The organism is Sphaerisporangium rufum (assembly GCF_016863395.1).
Taxonomy (GTDB): Bacteria; Actinomycetota; Actinomycetes; order Streptosporangiales; family Streptosporangiaceae; genus Sphaerisporangium; species Sphaerisporangium rufum.
The window spans coordinates 52,091-67,655 of record NZ_BOOU01000017.1 but is presented as its reverse complement, the minus strand read 5'-3'; the positions used below and the strand labels follow the sequence as shown (position 1 = coordinate 67,655).

The window sequence follows — 15,565 nt, the reverse complement described above, 5'->3', positions numbered from 1 at the left end:
CGGTGCGGTGCTCGAGGTGCGGCGGCGTGCGGCGCGGTGTCTCCACGATCGGCGTGGCCGCGGGCGGACAGGTTTTCCACAGTCCGGACCGGGGTGGCGCGGGCCGCCCGGCCGCCTTGTACGGTCGAAGTCGATCGGGCGTCCCGGGGGCGGGGCGCGGGCGAGAGGAGCGCACGTGTTCACTGACCTGCACCGGGAGGCGGTCGTCGCCGACGCGCACAACGACCTGCTGATGGCCGTCGCGGCCCGGCCACCGGCGGCGTGGGCGTCGTTCTTCCGCGAGCGATGGCTGCCCCAGCTGCGCGAGGGCGGCGTCGACCTGCAGGTGCTGCCGGTGTTCATCGACGACGAGTTCCGCCCGGAGGGCGCGCTGCGCCAGACGCTGCGCATGATCGAGTGCGCGCACGTGCTGGCCGAGGGCAACGCCGACGAGGTGCGGCTGTGCCTTGACGGGCGGCAGATCGACGCGGCGCTCGCCGAGGGGCGCATCGCGCTGGTGCTGGCGCTGGAGAGCATGCCGGGGCTGGACGCCAGCGTCGAGCTGCTGCCCACCCTGTTCCGGCTGGGGGTGCGGGTCGGCTCGATCGCCCACTGGGGCCGCACGCCGCTGGCCGACGGCAGCGGGCAGGACGCCACCGGCAGCCGGCTGACCAGCCACGGGGTCGAGGTGCTGCGGGAGATGGAGCGCCTCGGCATGCTCTTCGACATCTCCCATCTCGGCGCCACCGGGGTGGCGCACGTGCTGGAGATCGCCACCCGGCCGGTCATCGCCACGCACTCCTCGGCCCGCGCGCTGCGCGACCATCACCGCAACCTCACCGACGACCAGCTGCGCGCGGTGGCCGCCGGTGGCGGGGTGATCTGCGTGAACTTCCTGGCCGGGTTCCTGGCCGAGGATCCGGCGGACCAGACCGTGGCGCGGCTGGCCGATCACATCGTGCACGTGGCGGAGGTGGCCGGCACGGAGCACGTCGGCCTCGGTCCGGACTTCATCCGGGAGGTCTTCCTGGATCTCACCCCGCCGTGCTGCGAGCCGAGCGGCCTCAGCGGCATCGACGTGCTGGCCACCGTGCCCGGCCTGGACGGGCCGCGCGGCCTGCCGCTGGTCACCGAAGAGCTGGTGCGCCGCGGGCTGGACGACAAGCAGATCCACCAGATCCTCGGCGGGAACATGCTGCGCCTGTTCCGCGACGAGCTCGGCCGCCCCGCCCCGGTGGCGCCATGAGCCGCCACCGCACCCCGCCGGGCCGGGCCGGAGACGCGCGGTGAAGATCACCGGGGTGGAGCTGCGCCGGCTGGCGCTGCCGCTGGTCAGCCCGTTCCGCACCTCGACGGGCGTCCAGACCCGGCGGGACGTGCTGCTGGTGCGGGTGGTCACGCCGGAGGGCGAGGGGTTCGCCGAGTGCGTCGCGATGGCCGATCCGCATTACACCGCCGAGTACGTGGACGGCGCGGCGGATGTGATCCGGCGCTTCCTGCTGCCGGCGCTGGCCGCCCGGCCCGGCGTCGACGCGCAGTCGGCCGGCCGGGCGATGGCGCCGGTGCGCGGCCACCGGATGGCCAAGGCGGCGCTGGAGACCGCGCTGCTGGACGCCGAGCTTCGCGCCGCCGGGCGGTCGCTGGCGGCGTTCCTCGGCGCGAGCCGCGACCGGGTGCCCGCCGGGGTCGCGCTCGGCATCATGCGGTCGGTGCCCGAGCTGCTGGACGCGGTGGCGGGTCACCTGGACCAGGGGTACGCCCGGGTCAAGCTGAAGATCGAGCCCGGCTGGGACGTGGCGCCGGTGCGCGCGGTGCGCGAGCGGTTCGGCGACGAGTTGCTGCTCCAGGTGGACGCCAACGCCGCCTACACCCTCGCCGACGCCGCGCACCTGGCCCGGCTGGATGACTTCGGGCTGCTGCTGATCGAGCAGCCGCTGGCCGAGGACGACCTGGTGCAGCACGCCGCGCTGGCCAGGCGGCTGCGCACCCCGGTGTGCCTGGACGAGTCGATCGAGTCGGCCCGGCACGCCGCCGCGGCCATCACGCTCGGCGCCTGCTCGGTGATCAACGTCAAGCCGGGGCGGGTCGGCGGCTACCTGGAGGCGCGGCGCATCCACGACCTGTGCGCGGCGCACGGCGTGGCCGTCTGGTGCGGCGGCATGCTGGAGACCGGCCTGGGCCGGGCGGGCAACCTGGCGCTGGCCGCGCTGCCCGGCTTCACGCTGCCCGGCGACCTGTCGGCGTCCGGCCGCTACTACGCCACCGACATCACCGAGCCGTTCGTGCTCCGCGACGGCCACCTCACCGTGCCCACCGGTCCAGGTCTCGGCGTCACCCCGCTGCCCGAGGTGCTGCGCGAGGTCACCACGGCCACCGAATGGCTCCCCAGCTGACCGCGGGCAGGCCTGCCGTTGGTCGGGCTGCGATCGCCGCGCGACCGATCCGCCCGCCTGCCCGGCGGGAAGGCCCAGCGGGCAGGATCTTCACCCGGCGGAAGTCGCGAGGCCCCCGGCGCACCCGAACGGCCGGGGCCGCGGGTGGTCGCCGGCGCGTCAGGCGAGGTCGGGGAGGCTGTGCGCCAGGCCGGGCCGAGCGGCAGGGCGCCAGGCCGGGCCGGGACGCGGTGCGTCAGGTTGGGCCGGGGAGGCCGGTGCGGTCGCGGAGGTAGTCCTCGCGGACGGTGCGCCGGGAGAGCTTGCCGGTCGGGGTGCGGGGCAGCTCGTCCCGGTAGACGATGACCCTGGGGTGCTTGAACCGGGCGATACGCGGCGCGCAGTGCGCCAGCAGCTCGGTGGTCAGCGCCGGGCCGCCGGTCAGGCCGGCGGCGGGCTGCACCAGGGCGACCACCCGGTGCCCCCACTCCTCGTCCGGCTCGCCGATCACCGCGACGTCGGCCACCGCCGGGTGCTCCAGCAGCGCCGCCTCGACCTCCGCCGGGTAGATGTTCACCCCGCCGGAGACGATCAGGTCGGTCCGCCGGTCGCACAGGAACAGGTAACCCTCGGCGTCCAGGTAGCCGATGTCGCCGGGCGCGTACCAGTCGCCGCGCATGCCGGCCGCCGTCCTGGCCGGGTCCTTGCGGTACTCGAACGCGGTGAGCGGCGACCGGACGTACACCAGGCCGGGCTCGCCGGGCGGCAGCTCGGCGCCGTCATCGTCGAGAATGCGAACCTCGAAGGTGGGCGCCGGGCGGCCGACCGTGCCCGGCCGGGCGAGCCACTCCAGCGGCTTGGCGGCGAAGGCGATGGTCGCCTCGGTGGACCCGTAGTACTCGTACAGCACCGGCCCCCACCAGTCCATGATCGCCTGCTTCACCGCCACCGGGCAGGCGGCGCCGGTGTGCACGACCTGCCGCAGCGAGGACACGTCGTACCGCCGCCGGACGCTCTCGGGAAGGCGGAGCATCCGGTGGAACATCGTGGGCACCATCAGCGCGTTGGTCACCTGGTGCCGGGCCACCAGGTCCAGGATGACCTCCGGGTCGAACCGTGGCGCGATGACCAGGGTGTGCCCGAGGTTGAGCGCGAGCTGGACGTGCGCGCAGGGCGCCGAGTGGTAGATCGGCGAGGTGACCAGGTGGACGTCGTCCCCGGACCGCAGGTCGCAGACCGCGGCGGCGAACCGGACGCCCATCGCGGCGACCTGCTCGGGCGGGGCGTCGCCGAGCCGCCGCTGCACGCCCTTGGGGAATCCGGTGGTGCCGGAGGTGTACCACATGACCGCGCCGGCCGAGCGGTCCGGCGGGGCGGTGGCGGGCTGACCGGCGGCCAGGCCGGCGTACCCGTCGTACAGAGCTTCCGGCCCGATCCCGGCCGCCTCGCACGCCTCGCGGACGGTCGCGGCCGGGGCGCCGCCGGGCTCGCGGTGCACGACCACGCGCGCATCGCAGTCGCCGAGGATGTAGGCGATCTCCGCGGCGGTCAGATGCCAGTTGACCGGCACGTGATACAGGCCGATCTGCCCGGTGGCCAGCAGCATGATCACCGCGTCGATACCGTTGGGCAGCACGCCGGCGACCACGTCGCCGCGAGACAGGCCGCGGGCGCGCAGGCCGTGCGAGACCTGGTTCACCCGGGCCAGCAGCTCCCCGTAGGTGGTGACCGAGCCGTCGGTGTCCACCAGCGCCCGGCGGCCGGGGTCGGCAGCGGCGATCTGGTAGAAACCGGTCAGCCCGCTGATGTCCATGCGCTCTCCTTGATCGCCTGAACCATTACATGAAGTCCGCACCGGCCCACCGTGCCACCTGGCGGCCAACTCACGCTAACCAGTGATCCACGGCTTGTACAGGTCGCTGATCTCCATGCCCGGTGGCCGCCCTGTCCTTGGCCGATAGTTTCCCCCACCTTGCCGCTCTCCCAGGCTGACCAGGGACGACGCGGATCTAGGGTGATCGGGAAATGGAGTGGGGGGCGCGGTGAGGCTCTGGCGCGACTGGTCCGCGCGGGCCCGGCTGGCATGGGTCATCGGCACCATGACGGCCCTGGCGTGCGCGGGCGTGAGCGCGCTCATCCTGGTGCACGAACGCGAACTCGCCACCGTCGCGGTCCGCGAGCGCGTCACCGCGGCCGAGCTCCGGCTGGCCCGGCTGATCGCCCGGGACCGGCTGCCCGCGGTGCTCGCCACCCCCGAGCCGCCGCTCCTGCAGGTGCTGGACGAGCGGCGGCGGGTGGTCTCCGCGTCACCGCGGCTGGCCGGCCGGCCCCCGGTCGGCGACCTGGTGCCGCCGGACGATGCGGGCACCGCCGAGCGCACCGTCTGCCGGCTGCCGGCCTTTCCCGATTCCTGCCTGCTGCTGGTCGCGATGCGTTTCTACCGGCCTGGCGGGAATTGGCTCATCTACGGCGCCGACCGGGCGGTGCCCTGGTACGTCAGCCCGGGCATGGCCGCGCTGCTGGGCGGTGGCTCGCTGATACTCGTCGGCGCGACCGCGCTCGGCGCGTACGGCATCGTGCGCTGGACCCTCGCCCCGGTGCGCGACCTGTGCCGCAGGCTCGCCGAGATCACCGCGTCCGATCCGAGCCTGCGGGTGCCGCTGTCCCCGCACCGCGACGAGCTGCGCGACCTGGCCGAAAGCATGAACCAGATGCTGGACCGGGTGCAGGAGGCGGTGCAGCGGCAGGGCCGGTTCGCCTCCGACGCCTCGCACGACCTGCGCAGCCCGATCACCGCGATGCGGGCCCAGCTGGAGGACGCGCTGCTGCATCCGGCGGACACCGACTGGCCCATGACGGCCGAGGCGCTGGTGCTGAGCCTGGACCGGTTGCAGGCCATCGTGACCGATCTGCTGGTGCTCACCCGGCTGGAGTCGGGCGAGAAGGTGTCCCGCGACTACATCAACCTGGCCGAGCTGGTGCGCACCGAGGTCGGCCGGCGGTTCCGCGGCAAACGGGTGGCGCTCGACCTGCAGCCGGGCGTGGTGGTCAGCGGCGACCGGTTGCAGCTGGTCCGATTGCTGACCAACCTGCTGGACAACGCCGAGCGGCACGCACTGTCGACGGTCACCGTGCTGGTGTGCCGCCAGGACGACCTGGCACGTCTGGAGGTGGTCGACGACGGCGCGGGCATCGCGCCGGAGCAGCGCGAGGTGGTGTTCCAGCGCTTCACCCGGCTGGCCGCCGGCCGCGAGCGCGACAAGCTCGGTACCGGCCTGGGGCTGGCCATCGCCCGGGACATCGCCGAGCAGCACGGCGGCACCCTGACGATCGAGGACTCCCCGGGCGGCGCCCGTTTCGTGCTGCGCATGCCGATACTCCTCCCGCAGCGGCCCGCCGGCGGCCCGGCCACCGTTCCACCGTCCGACTAACCGAACCGGTAAAGCGATAAGACCTCATCCCGCCGGATACCGCAACCCCCGATCTCCGCTGGACGTGATCGTAGACGTGGGCGCCCGCTGTTTCATAAGGTAGAACAGCGTTTCATGAAAGCATTCATCGACCGACCTCGCCTCCACCGATCGACCATTGACAAGTGAACCGATTCAGTTCCACCATCGGGCCCATGCTTCTTCTCCAATGATCCAATGAGCCGGACCGATCCGGCCGGGGCGGCACATCCCAGGCGCGCCGTCCCGGTCGCCGGCACCTCATGCGGCCCGGCGCGGCATCGCCGCGGCCGCGGGCTCCCGTTCGCGAGGGACGCACGTCCCGCGGGAGCACCGAAGTGACCCCCCGACGCTTCAGGAGCGATCTATGCGACACCGTGGAAGAACCGTCCGGGCGGGCCTGGCCGCCCTGGCGGCGGCCGTGGCCGTGCTGTCGGCCACCCTCATCTCGCTGCCCGGCGCCGGCGCCGCCGCCGCGCCCTGCCGGGTCGGCTACCAGATCACCAGCCAGTGGGCCGGCGGTGCCACCGTCAACGTGACCATCGGCAACAACGGGACCGCCCCCGTCAACGGCTGGACGCTGGCCTGGACCTTCCCCGGCGACCAGAAGATCGCCGACATGTGGAGCGGCGCCTACACCCAGTCCGGCGCCGCCGTCACGGCGACCAACGTCTCCTACAACGCCGGCATCCCGGCGGGTGGATCCACCGCGTTCGGCTTCAACGTGAATTCCGCCGCCCCGGCGGCCGTCCCCGCGTCGTTCACCCTGAACGGCACCCCCTGCGGCGATCCAGCGGGCACGCCCTCGCCCACGCCCACCGGCGACCCGGGCACGCCGACCCCGACGCCGACCGTCACCCCGACCGACACGGTGCCGCCCGGCAACCTCGCGCTGCGCCGCCCGGTCACCGCCTCCTCCACCGAGGGCATTGGGCTGGAGCCGGCCCTGGCGGTGGACGGCGACCTCGCCACCCGTTGGAGCAGCGTGTACAGCGACCCGCAGTGGATCCAGGTGGACCTCGGGGTGAGCCGGCCGATCAGCCAGGTGACCCTGCGCTGGGAGGCGGCCTTCGGCAAGGGGTACCAGGTCCAGGTCTCCGACGACGCCGCCACCTGGACGCAGGTGTACAGTACCGGCGCCGGCGACGGCGGCACCGACGAGCTGGCCGTCTCCGGCCGCGGGCGCTACGTCCGGGTGTCGGCCACCGCCCGCGGCACGAGCTGGGGGTACTCGCTGTACGAGTTCGAGGTGTACGGCATCGCGCCCAGCCCCTCCCCCACGCCGACCGGTCCGGCCTGCGGGCAGACATCGGCCGACCCGGGCGCGAACTCCAAGGCCCGCAACCTGCTGTGCTACCTCAAGACGCACAGCTACGTCAGCGGCCAGACCGACCTGCCGGACGCCGACCGGGTGAAGTCACTGACCGGGCGCTACCCCGCCATCGTCGCCTTCGATTTCATGGAGTACACCCGGGGCGCCATCGGCACCCAGCAGGTCATCGACTGGTACAACTCCCACCACGGCATCGTCGCCTTCCAGTGGCACTGGTACTGCCCGCGCGGCGGGAACTACTCGGCGCCCTGCGACTTCGTGCCCGATCTGTCCAACCCCTCGTCCAAGCTGTACCAGGACATCGACCTGGTGGTCCGCGAGCTGAAGAAGATGGGCGACGCCGGCATTCCGGTGCTGTTCCGGCCGCTGCACGAGGCGAACAACAACTACATGTGGTGGACCAAGAAGGGCGCCGACGCCTACAAGCAGCTCTGGCGGCTGATCTACCAGCGGGCCCAGCTGGCCGGCGCGCACAACCTGCTGTGGGTGTTCAACGGCATGGCCAGCGGTCAGGGCACCTCGCTGGGCTCCTGGTACCCGGGCGACGCCTACGCCGACCTGGTCACCTCCGACTACTTCCAGAGCTGGAGCGACTACAACACCACCAAGGCGGTGGGGAACAACCGGACGGTCGGCGTCGCCGAGACGTTCTCCCCGCTCAACCCGGCCTCCGACGCGCCCTGGCCCTACTTCGTGGTCTGGGCGTCCCGGGACTGGAACGGCAGCGGCAAGGACGTCGCCGGACTGTGGCGGACCGCGATGGCCGATCCGAAGACCATTTCCATCGACCAGCTCCCCGACATGACCAGGTGGTGACCCCGCCCGCGCCATGACCCGCGTCGTGCCGGTCGCCCACCAGGCGGCCGGCACGACGGCGTGTACGGGCCCCGGTCGAAGATCACGAGGTGCCGACCGGCGCCGCGACCTCGGCCGTCAGGCCGAACCCGGGCCGGGGAGGAGGTCGACGGAGCCGGCGTGCATCGGCTCTCCGCAGTGGCCGCAGCGCAGGTCGAGGTGGGCGATCTGGCCGCAGGCATGGTGCCGGTACAGCACGGGCGGCCCGGCCTCGCCGGCGAGCCAGCGGTCACCCCACCGGGCCATCACCATGAGCATCTCGACGAGTTCGGCGCCCTTGGCGGTGAGGTGGTACTCGTAGCGGGGGCGGGCGTCGTAGGGCAGCCGCTCGATCACCCCCTGGTCGACCAGGTGGTTGAGCCGCTCGGTGAGCACCTTGCGGGAGATCCCCAGGTCGGCCTGGATGTGGTCGAAGCGGCGCACCCCGGCCCACACGTCGCGCAGGATCAGCGGCGACCAGGGCTCGCCGATCACGTCCAAGGTGCGCGCGATGGAACAGGCCATCTCCCCGAACCGCGTTCGCTGCATGACGACAATCTAGCAAGCGGGGTTCCCTTACGGAACCCCGCTTGCTACGCTCCTCAGGGTCTCCTCAAGAAACTCCGAAAGGGATCCGATGACATTCATAAAGCGCTTCGACCACGTCGGCATCACCGTCGCCGACCTCGATGCCGTGATGGCGTTCTTCGTCGCCCTCGGTCTGGAGGCCGATCAGAAGATGGCCATCGAGGGCGAGTTCCTGGACACGGTGATCGGCATGACCGGCGCCGGCACCGAGATCGTCATGCTGCGCGCGCCCGGCGGAGACACCATGCTGGAGCTATCGAGCTTCACCCGGCCGGCCCCCCTCCCGGGTTCGCCGGCCGCGCCGGCCAACGAGCTGGGCCTGCGCAACGTCGCCTTCGAGGTGCGCGACCTGCAGGCCGCGGTCGACCAGGCCGCGGCCGGCGGTTACGGCCTGGTGGGCGGCATCGGTGAATACGAAGGCATGTGGCGGATGGCCTACGTCCGCGGACCCGAAGGAATCATCGTCTCGCTGGCCGAGCGCATCGACAAGTAAGGAGCATCGTGAGCACCACCGTGACCGACGAGCAGATTCAGGCGCTGGCCGCGACGGCGAAGCCCTACAGCCTGGCCCTCCTGCACTGGGGGCCGGAGCGGACCATGGACGGCGCCGGCGCGATCGAACTAGAACACCAGCGACGCATGGTGTCGCTGCGCGCCGACGGGGTGATCGCGATCCTGTGCCCGGTCGTCTCCGACACCGTGGCCGGCGTCGCCGTCATGACCGTGCCGGCCGGAGAGGCCGCGGAGATCATGGCCGCGGACCCCTGCGTGCGAGCCGGAATGATGCGCTGCGAGGTTCACCCGTGCCATGGCTTCCCCGGAGACGCCATTCCCGGATGAGGTGCTCCAGGTGGCGGGTGAGCCGGCCACCCGCCACGTCCGGCGGCGCGCGTCACCGCCGGAGACCCGGAGAACCCGCTATTCGGCCCGCACAATTTGAGAGTCATTCATATTTCAGGATTACGTATCACGGTCACGCGCGAACGATTCCGGACCGTATTACGATGGACCGCATCCCGGAAATTCCTTCACGCAGGACCATAAATCCCGGCCGGGCCACCCGAATTCTCGGCTCGACGACCCCGCCGCACCGGCCGCCGCCGCGCCGGCGACCCCGGCCGTCCACGGCCGGCCGCCGTTCGCACCGGTGACCTGGCACGAACGTTCTCCCCACCGTCGCCGATCCGCGCGGCCGTCGGGGACGACCAGCAATCCGCCGGCGGGTGGCCGCCAGCCCATTTCCGGCCCTTCGCGGGAAATGCCGCAATTCACCGGTACGTTCGACTTAATGACCGGTTGCGGAAACATCGGTGACCGAATATTGCCAGCACGGTGACGGCCGCACACACTCGGGTGAACAGCCCACCCGTACCGACGGAGGTAATTGTGCGCAGACCGTCAGTAGACATTCGCGGACCCGCAAAATCGATCTTCCGGCGGCTGTCCGCGGCCACCGTCGGGGTACTCACCTTCGCGTTCTTCTGCGTGCCGCCCGCCGCCGCCGTCGCGCTGCCGACCCCGAAAGGGCTGACCGCCTTCTTCGACCTCGAATGCTTCCGGACCAGCCCGTACCAGCCACCGGCCGTCGCGCTCACCGTGCGGCACCTCAACCCGGTGCTCGCCAACCTGCCGATCGAGACCGTCACCCTCGGCCCGCGGGAACAGCTGTGCGTCCCGGTCGCCAAGAACAACCAGGCGCCGCCATCGCCCGCGCTCGACTTCCTCCGGTACGTCGATCTGTCCTGCTACCGGATCTCCGGCATCGCGGTCAACGCCCAACTGGTCCTCAACCACCTCAATCCGCTGTTCCAGACCTTGCCGCGCACGCAGATCCTCATGGCCGCCCCGCAGCAACTGTGCGTACCGGTCGTCAAGAACAACGCGGTGCCGCCGGCCGACGTGCTGGCCCTGGTCCGGCACATCGACCTCAAGTGCTACGCGATCACCCCCAACAACCCGCTCAACCTGCAGGTGTCCCTGCGCCAGCTCAACCCGGTGCTGACTCCGGTGATCCCCACCCACAGCGCGCAGATCCTCTACCCCCGCCAGCTGTGCGTCCCGGTGCAGAAGGCCGGTGACGCCGTCCCCGCCGCGGCACTGAACCTCATCCGGTGGATCGACGTTGTGAAGTACGACATCGCCACCCCGGTGCTGCCCTCGGTCTCGCTGACCCTGCGGCACATCAACCCGGTGCTGGCCGGTCTCCCGGTCGAGCAGGCCGTGCTCTCCGGCGCCGCCCAGCTGGCCCTGCCGGTCGCCAAGAACGGCAACCAGCCGCCCGACTGATCACCCTGCCGCCCTACTGGAGCCCTTCCGCCCGTCCCCGGCGGAAGGGCTCCCCCGTCCGGCCCGGCCGTCAGCCACCGAACCCGCCGGCCTTCACCCCGGCCAGGAACGACCGCCAGCCCGCATCCGGCACCACCAGCATCGGCCCGGACGTCTTGCTGTCCCGCACCGCGACCCGCGCACCGCCGAACTCCGCCACTTCGACACACTCAGAGTTGGCACTCCGGCTGCTCTTGCGCCATACACCGGTCAGTCCGCCCGCGCCGTGCTTGAGTTCCCGAACGAAAGTTTGCCACTGGGTCGACGTACATCCGATGGCTGACCCTGATGGGTAGTTACTGTCGCATAGCATGATCCTCCAAAGTGGTGACTCTGCACCTGCGGCATCTCCCACCACAGCGACTTCCACACATTGGTCACCGCTCCCGCTGTAGGTGGATTTGCGCCAGACCAGTTCACGGTCGGGAACGTCCACGATCATCCCTGCGCAACTCTGTCGATCGGCTACGCCGAGCCCGAGGCACCCAGGCCATCGAGGAAGGTGCACCAATCGATCCGGTTCAGGATCAACAGCGGACCAATGTTCTTACTGTCGCGTATCGCGATGCGGCCGTCACCGAGTCGAGCGACCTCGACACAGCTGCCACCGTTACCTCCGCTGTAGCTGCTCTTACGCCACCGTGCCGGCAGCGGTGCTGTACTGGGCATATCACCTACCTTCTTCAGGTTGCTTACAGGATCGCGTGAACCATGCGGTTTATCAACACAAGCGAATCATCCGGATCGAGTGCCGATCTACTCAGATGATCAAAGATCGACTTATAGCGCCGCACGTCTTCGGGCTTCTCTAGATAAAAGCTCCCTGTCGCGTGCTCCAGGTAGGCCACGTCATCGCCGCCCTGATCGCTAAATGCCAGAAGCGCAAACGGACCCAGCATCGCGGCATGGGCACCGGCGGAGTAGGGCAGGACCTGCAACGTCACATTCGCGAGAGAGGCCATATCAGCAAGTCGGTGAAGCTGCGCTCGCATGACATCCTCACCACCGACCGGCCGGCGCAGAGCCGCCTCATTGAGAACGGTCCAGAAGCGTAGAGGATCCTCGTTCTTCGTCACGATCTCCTGACGAGCCATGCGAAGCGCCACATAGCGTTCGATCTCGTCAGGGCTGTCGGTCACTTGCGCCGCCCGATACACGGTCCGCGCGTAGTCCTCCGTCTGCAAAAGGCCGTGTATCAGCTCCGACTCGTAATTGCGAAGCGACAGCGCTTCGGCCTCCAAGCCGACATACACCTGGAACCAGTGCGGGATGACGTCGCTGTATGTGTGCCACCAGCCCTTCTCCCGGGACTGGCGGGCCAATTGCACCAGCACATCGTGTTCCTCCGTCGCTTGCTCCACCCCGTAGAGCTGCAACATGGCGCGGACATCACTGACCGAGATCCGGAGCGAACCTCCTTCGACCTTGGTCATTCTGGAAGGAGACCAGCCGAGATGCTCAGCGACGTCCTCTTGTTTGAGCTCTGCGTTGGACCGGAGACGCCGAAGTTCCTGGAGCAGACGCCTATGACGGACAGTCGGGGAGAACCTAGACATTCACCACTCCTCCTACCTCTGAGCACTCAAGACACTACCCAATGTGAAGAGTTTCGGGGAACCGGTTGCACATTCGCCCACTGCAGGTGCAAATTGAGTCCGTGACTGAATGTGATCATTTGGTTACGACACAACTGGGGCGTCCCGTCGAAGAAGCGACCACAACGAGTGGGCCTGGGAGGGTTTGTGAGGACTGACGGTGGGCGATCAGCGTTGCTGGCAGTCGGAGGACAAGTGCTGCAGGTGCTTGATCGGCAGGTAGCACATGTCCACGGGCTGATCGGGGAGACTGCAAGCGAGAAAGCGTGGACCGTGGCCGGGTGCCTCACGCTCGCCGGTCGGGTGGAGGAGGTCGGGGCGGCCAGGGCGTTCGCCCGCCGGCTGCTCGACGGGAATCCGCTGCTGGAGCCGGTGCTACTGGTGGTCTCCGAGCTGGTCACCAACAGCGTCGAGCACTCCGGCTCCGGCCGGCCGGGCGGCACGATCACCCTCTACCTGCTGCACGTGGGCACCCGGGTGCGCGTCGAGGTACGGGACGACGGCGCGGACGGCGTCCCCTCGGTACGACCGGCCGGATGGCCGGCGGTACCCGAGCCGGCCGGCAGCCTGGATGAGCTGGACGTCGGCGGCCGCGGCCTGCGACTGGTGACCGCGGTGGCGGCCTGCTGGGGGTTCACCGCCGGCCGACGGGAGACCACCACCTGGGCCGAACTCACCCCCGATCACGAATGAGATCGGACGCCGACGCCGACTTCGCCCGGCGGCGGGTCGTGGCGGCGCTGGCCGGCAGGCTCCACGGCTGGCGGTGCTGGTACGGCGCCGCCACCGGGCGATGGTGGGCGATGCCGCCCGCCGGCCACGGCGGGCCTCCGGGTCTGATCGAGGCGGCGGACCCGGATGAACTGGCCGAGCGCTTGCGACGGGCAGCACCGGCCGGAGACCGGACGGCCACCCCACCGCGAACCGATCGGCGGGTCTGGCCACGCCTGCCGGTCACCGCGCCGCACTGACCGGGGACGGCGTCAGCCGCGCTCGTCCCGGCGCCGACCCTCCGTCCCCGGTGGGCCGCCGTACCCGGGGACCGTCGCGTCAGGACGAACGGCCCGTCGCAGGTCCGGCGGCCGGCCGGTCCGGTCAGGCCAGGTCGGCGGCGTGCACGGACAGGTCGACCTGGGTGACCTGCTCGGCGCCCATCGCCTGGGCGATCCGCCGGTACCGCTCGGCCTCGCCGGCCCGGCTGCGGCGCTCCAGGGTGCGGGCCAGCGCCTCGTAGGCCCAGCCGTTGGCCGGGTCCAGCTCGACCAGCCGCCGGAAGGTCTCCTCGGCCCGGCCGAGCTGGGCGCTGTGGAAGTACGCCCGGCCAAGCAGCTCGACGGCCGCCCGGTTGCCCGGCTCGGCGGCCACCACGGGGGCGAGGATCCGCGCCGCCTCCGGATAGTCCCTGGCCTCGAAGAACATCACCCCGCGCCGGTACTCCCCGTACATCCCCATCGCCTCCTCCCGAGTTCCGCACAACCTTCCGGCGCGCTCAACAGCACTGGACCCCGGTTTCTTCCGCACGGGCCGTGGGCCGGAGGCGGTCAGTCGGGAAGGGGTTGGTATTCGAACCAGTCGAAGTCGGCGGTGTTGCCGGCCGGGCCGCCTTCGGACGAGGCGTACAGGCCGATGTAGGCGCCGATGAAGCCGCCCGCCACCGGGGTGCTGAGGACGCGGCCGTCCACCGGGTCGCCGAGCGGGCGCCACTCCCCCGGCTCGGTGGCGTACGACATCTGGTAGTCCTGCCCGCGGGCGGCGACGCCGAGCCACAGCCGGCCGCCGGCCGGCACCTCGGCGCGGGCCAGGACGCGGTCCCGGCCGGCCTCGCGGCGGACCACGGCCAGCCGGCCGGCGGTGCGAACCAGCAGGATGTGGAAGTCGTCGTTCTGTACCAGGGCCAGCCCGGCGCGCTCGCCGCCGCGCGGCGCGAACTCCATGACGGTGTAGGCGGCGAAGTTCCGGTGCTGCTGCCGCCGGGCCACCATGCTGGGGTTGGCCCGCTCGGTGAGGGACTCCGGCCGGCAGCGCAGTCGCAGGTGGCCGGGCCGGGCGGCCAGGTCCCAGTACCGCTCGCGCGGCGTGCGCAGGTGGTTCCACGCCGGGTCCAGCTCGGGCGCGTCGAACTGGTCGCAGGCCGGGACGGGCGGCCACGGGTGCGGCGCCGGCGCCGGGGCGGGCATGGAGGACTCCACCTGGGCGGGCACCGGCCAGCCGTCCTCCCAGCGCACCGGGGTCAGGAAGGTCTCCCGGCCCAGGTTGTAGTGGTAGCCGCCGTACGGGCGCATGGCGAGCAGCACCATCCACCAGTCGCCGCCGGGGGTCTGCACCAGGTCGCCGTGCCCGGTGCCGACGATCGGGTGGTCCAGGCCGAGGTTGCGGTGGGTGAGGACGGGGTTGCGCGGGTTGCCGGTGTACGGGCCGGTGACGGTGTCGGCGCGGGCGACGCTGAGCGCGTGGTCGTGCCCGGTGCCGCCCTCGGAGACCAGCAGGTAGAACTTCCCGTCCACCTGGTACAGGTGCGGGCCTTCGGTCCAGACGTTGTCGCGCAGCGCGCCTTCCCACAGGGCGTGTTCCGGGCCGGTGGGCTGCATGGTGGCGAGGTCCAGCTCCCGCAGCCACACCTCCAGGTGCCCGTCGTAGCGGGACGGGCGGGCCGAGCGGGCGCCGTGCAGCCAGGCCCGGCCGCCGGCGTCGAACAGCAGCGAGGGGTCGAACCCGTCGGTCTCCGGCAGCCAGTGCGGGTCGCTCCACGGCCCGGCCGGGTCGGTGGCGGTGACGATGAAGTTGCCGTCCTGGGCCGGGCCGTTCACCAGCGTGGTGATCAGGTAGAAGACGCCGTCGTGGTGGCGCAGGGTGGGCGCGTAGATGCCGCCGCTCGGCCGGATGCCGTCCAGGTTCAGCTGGCCTGGCCGGTCCAGCACGTGCCCGATCGGCCGCCAGTGCACCAGATCGCGGCTGTGGAAGATCGGCACGCCGGGGAACCACTCGAACGTCGAGGTGACCAGGTAGTAGTCGTCGCCGACCCGGCAGATCGACGGGTCGGGGTGGAACCCAGGCAGGATCGGGTTACGGAAGCGCATGATGCCTTTCGTC

At 71.1% G+C, this 15,565-nt stretch carries 15 protein-coding genes; 8 read left to right on the top strand and 7 right to left on the bottom strand.

Annotated features, from left to right (window positions below):
- The first annotated feature begins 175 nt into the window (after window positions 1-175).
- Window positions 176-1,225 (top strand): dipeptidase, encoded by a 1,050-nt coding sequence (locus tag Sru01_RS06730; protein WP_203982992.1) that lies wholly within the window; start codon window positions 176-178, stop codon window positions 1,223-1,225.
- Between the two features lie 40 nt (window positions 1,226-1,265).
- Window positions 1,266-2,372, top strand: coding sequence for an o-succinylbenzoate synthase (gene menC, locus Sru01_RS06725; protein ID WP_203982991.1), 1,107 nt, complete (start codon window positions 1,266-1,268; stop codon window positions 2,370-2,372).
- Window positions 2,373-2,607: 235 nt separating this feature from the next.
- Here the strand turns inward: menC and Sru01_RS06720 are convergent, their stop codons facing one another.
- Window positions 2,608-4,164 carry an AMP-binding protein gene (locus Sru01_RS06720; RefSeq protein WP_203982990.1) on the bottom strand — a complete coding sequence of 519 codons (1,557 nt, stop codon included), beginning with the start codon at window positions 4,162-4,164 and terminating at the stop codon, window positions 2,608-2,610.
- A gap of 229 nt (window positions 4,165-4,393) precedes the next feature.
- Here Sru01_RS06720 and Sru01_RS06715 point away from each other — a divergent pair, with 229 nt between their 5' ends.
- The gene (locus tag Sru01_RS06715; protein ID WP_239137029.1) at window positions 4,394-5,782 is read left to right on the top strand and encodes a HAMP domain-containing sensor histidine kinase; all 1,389 of its coding nucleotides are present in this window, start codon (window positions 4,394-4,396) and stop codon (window positions 5,780-5,782) included.
- A gap of 385 nt (window positions 5,783-6,167) precedes the next feature.
- On the top strand, window positions 6,168-7,949 hold the full coding sequence (locus Sru01_RS06710; protein ID WP_203982989.1) for a glycosyl hydrolase: 1,782 nt from the start codon (window positions 6,168-6,170) through the stop codon (window positions 7,947-7,949).
- Window positions 7,950-8,066: 117 nt separating this feature from the next.
- On the opposite strand, the gene Sru01_RS06705 is transcribed toward Sru01_RS06710, so the two are convergent.
- Window positions 8,067-8,516 (bottom strand): winged helix-turn-helix transcriptional regulator, encoded by a 450-nt coding sequence (locus tag Sru01_RS06705; protein WP_203982988.1) that lies wholly within the window; start codon window positions 8,514-8,516, stop codon window positions 8,067-8,069.
- An 88-nt stretch (window positions 8,517-8,604) separates the two neighbouring features.
- Here Sru01_RS06705 and Sru01_RS06700 point away from each other — a divergent pair, with 88 nt between their 5' ends.
- From Sru01_RS06700 to Sru01_RS06690, 3 genes are all read left to right on the top strand, one after another.
- Entirely contained in the window at window positions 8,605-9,048 is a 444-nt protein-coding gene (locus Sru01_RS06700) for a VOC family protein (RefSeq protein WP_203982987.1), read from the top strand.
- Window positions 9,049-9,056: 8 nt separating this feature from the next.
- Window positions 9,057-9,395: a hypothetical protein gene (locus Sru01_RS06695; protein ID WP_203982986.1), complete on the top strand. Its 339-nt coding sequence runs from the start codon at window positions 9,057-9,059 to the stop codon at window positions 9,393-9,395.
- A 546-nt stretch (window positions 9,396-9,941) separates the two neighbouring features.
- Window positions 9,942-10,841, top strand: coding sequence for a hypothetical protein (locus Sru01_RS06690; protein ID WP_239137027.1), 900 nt, complete (start codon window positions 9,942-9,944; stop codon window positions 10,839-10,841).
- 70 nt (window positions 10,842-10,911) lie between these two features.
- Here the strand turns inward: Sru01_RS06690 and Sru01_RS36440 are convergent, their stop codons facing one another.
- The 3 genes from Sru01_RS36440 to Sru01_RS06670 are packed head-to-tail and all read right to left on the bottom strand — an operon-like array spanning window position 10,912 to window position 12,436.
- Complete coding sequence (locus Sru01_RS36440) at window positions 10,912-11,322, bottom strand: DUF397 domain-containing protein (RefSeq protein WP_307811968.1); 411 nt, start codon at window positions 11,320-11,322, stop codon at window positions 10,912-10,914.
- 23 nt (window positions 11,323-11,345) lie between these two features.
- Complete coding sequence (locus Sru01_RS06675) at window positions 11,346-11,549, bottom strand: DUF397 domain-containing protein (protein ID WP_203982985.1); 204 nt, start codon at window positions 11,547-11,549, stop codon at window positions 11,346-11,348.
- Window positions 11,550-11,572: 23 nt separating this feature from the next.
- Window positions 11,573-12,436, bottom strand: a complete 864-nt coding sequence (locus Sru01_RS06670) for a helix-turn-helix domain-containing protein (protein ID WP_203982984.1) — start codon at window positions 12,434-12,436, stop codon at window positions 11,573-11,575.
- 312 nt (window positions 12,437-12,748) lie between these two features.
- Between Sru01_RS06670 and Sru01_RS06665 the strand changes: the two genes are divergently transcribed.
- Entirely contained in the window at window positions 12,749-13,168 is a 420-nt protein-coding gene (locus Sru01_RS06665) for an ATP-binding protein (RefSeq protein ID WP_203982983.1), read from the top strand.
- A gap of 402 nt (window positions 13,169-13,570) precedes the next feature.
- On the opposite strand, the gene Sru01_RS06660 is transcribed toward Sru01_RS06665, so the two are convergent.
- Window positions 13,571-13,927, bottom strand: a complete 357-nt coding sequence (locus tag Sru01_RS06660; protein WP_203982982.1) for a tetratricopeptide repeat protein — start codon at window positions 13,925-13,927, stop codon at window positions 13,571-13,573.
- 89 nt (window positions 13,928-14,016) lie between these two features.
- Window positions 14,017-15,552 (bottom strand): glycoside hydrolase family 43 protein, encoded by a 1,536-nt coding sequence (locus Sru01_RS06655; protein ID WP_203982981.1) that lies wholly within the window; start codon window positions 15,550-15,552, stop codon window positions 14,017-14,019.
- Window positions 15,553-15,565 lie beyond the last annotated feature (13 nt).

What these genes read in the sequence shown, in the direction of transcription:
- Sru01_RS06660 (WP_203982982.1), bottom strand. Translation starts at nt 13,927, where the DNA reads ATGGGGATGTACGGGGAGTACCGGCGCGGGGTGATGTTCTTCGAGGCC.
- Sru01_RS06700 (WP_203982987.1), top strand. Translation starts at nt 8,605, where the DNA reads ATGACATTCATAAAGCGCTTCGACCACGTCGGCATCACCGTCGCCGAC.
- Sru01_RS06705 (WP_203982988.1), bottom strand. Translation starts at nt 8,516, where the DNA reads ATGCAGCGAACGCGGTTCGGGGAGATGGCCTGTTCCATCGCGCGCACC.
- Sru01_RS06710 (WP_203982989.1), top strand. Translation starts at nt 6,168, where the DNA reads ATGCGACACCGTGGAAGAACCGTCCGGGCGGGCCTGGCCGCCCTGGCG.
- Sru01_RS06670 (WP_203982984.1), bottom strand. Translation starts at nt 12,436, where the DNA reads ATGTCTAGGTTCTCCCCGACTGTCCGTCATAGGCGTCTGCTCCAGGAA.
- Sru01_RS06655 (WP_203982981.1), bottom strand. Translation starts at nt 15,552, where the DNA reads ATGCGCTTCCGTAACCCGATCCTGCCTGGGTTCCACCCCGACCCGTCG.
- Sru01_RS06675 (WP_203982985.1), bottom strand. Translation starts at nt 11,549, where the DNA reads ATGCCCAGTACAGCACCGCTGCCGGCACGGTGGCGTAAGAGCAGCTAC.
- Sru01_RS06720 (WP_203982990.1), bottom strand. Translation starts at nt 4,164, where the DNA reads ATGGACATCAGCGGGCTGACCGGTTTCTACCAGATCGCCGCTGCCGAC.
- Sru01_RS36440 (WP_307811968.1), bottom strand. Translation starts at nt 11,322, where the DNA reads ATGATCGTGGACGTTCCCGACCGTGAACTGGTCTGGCGCAAATCCACC.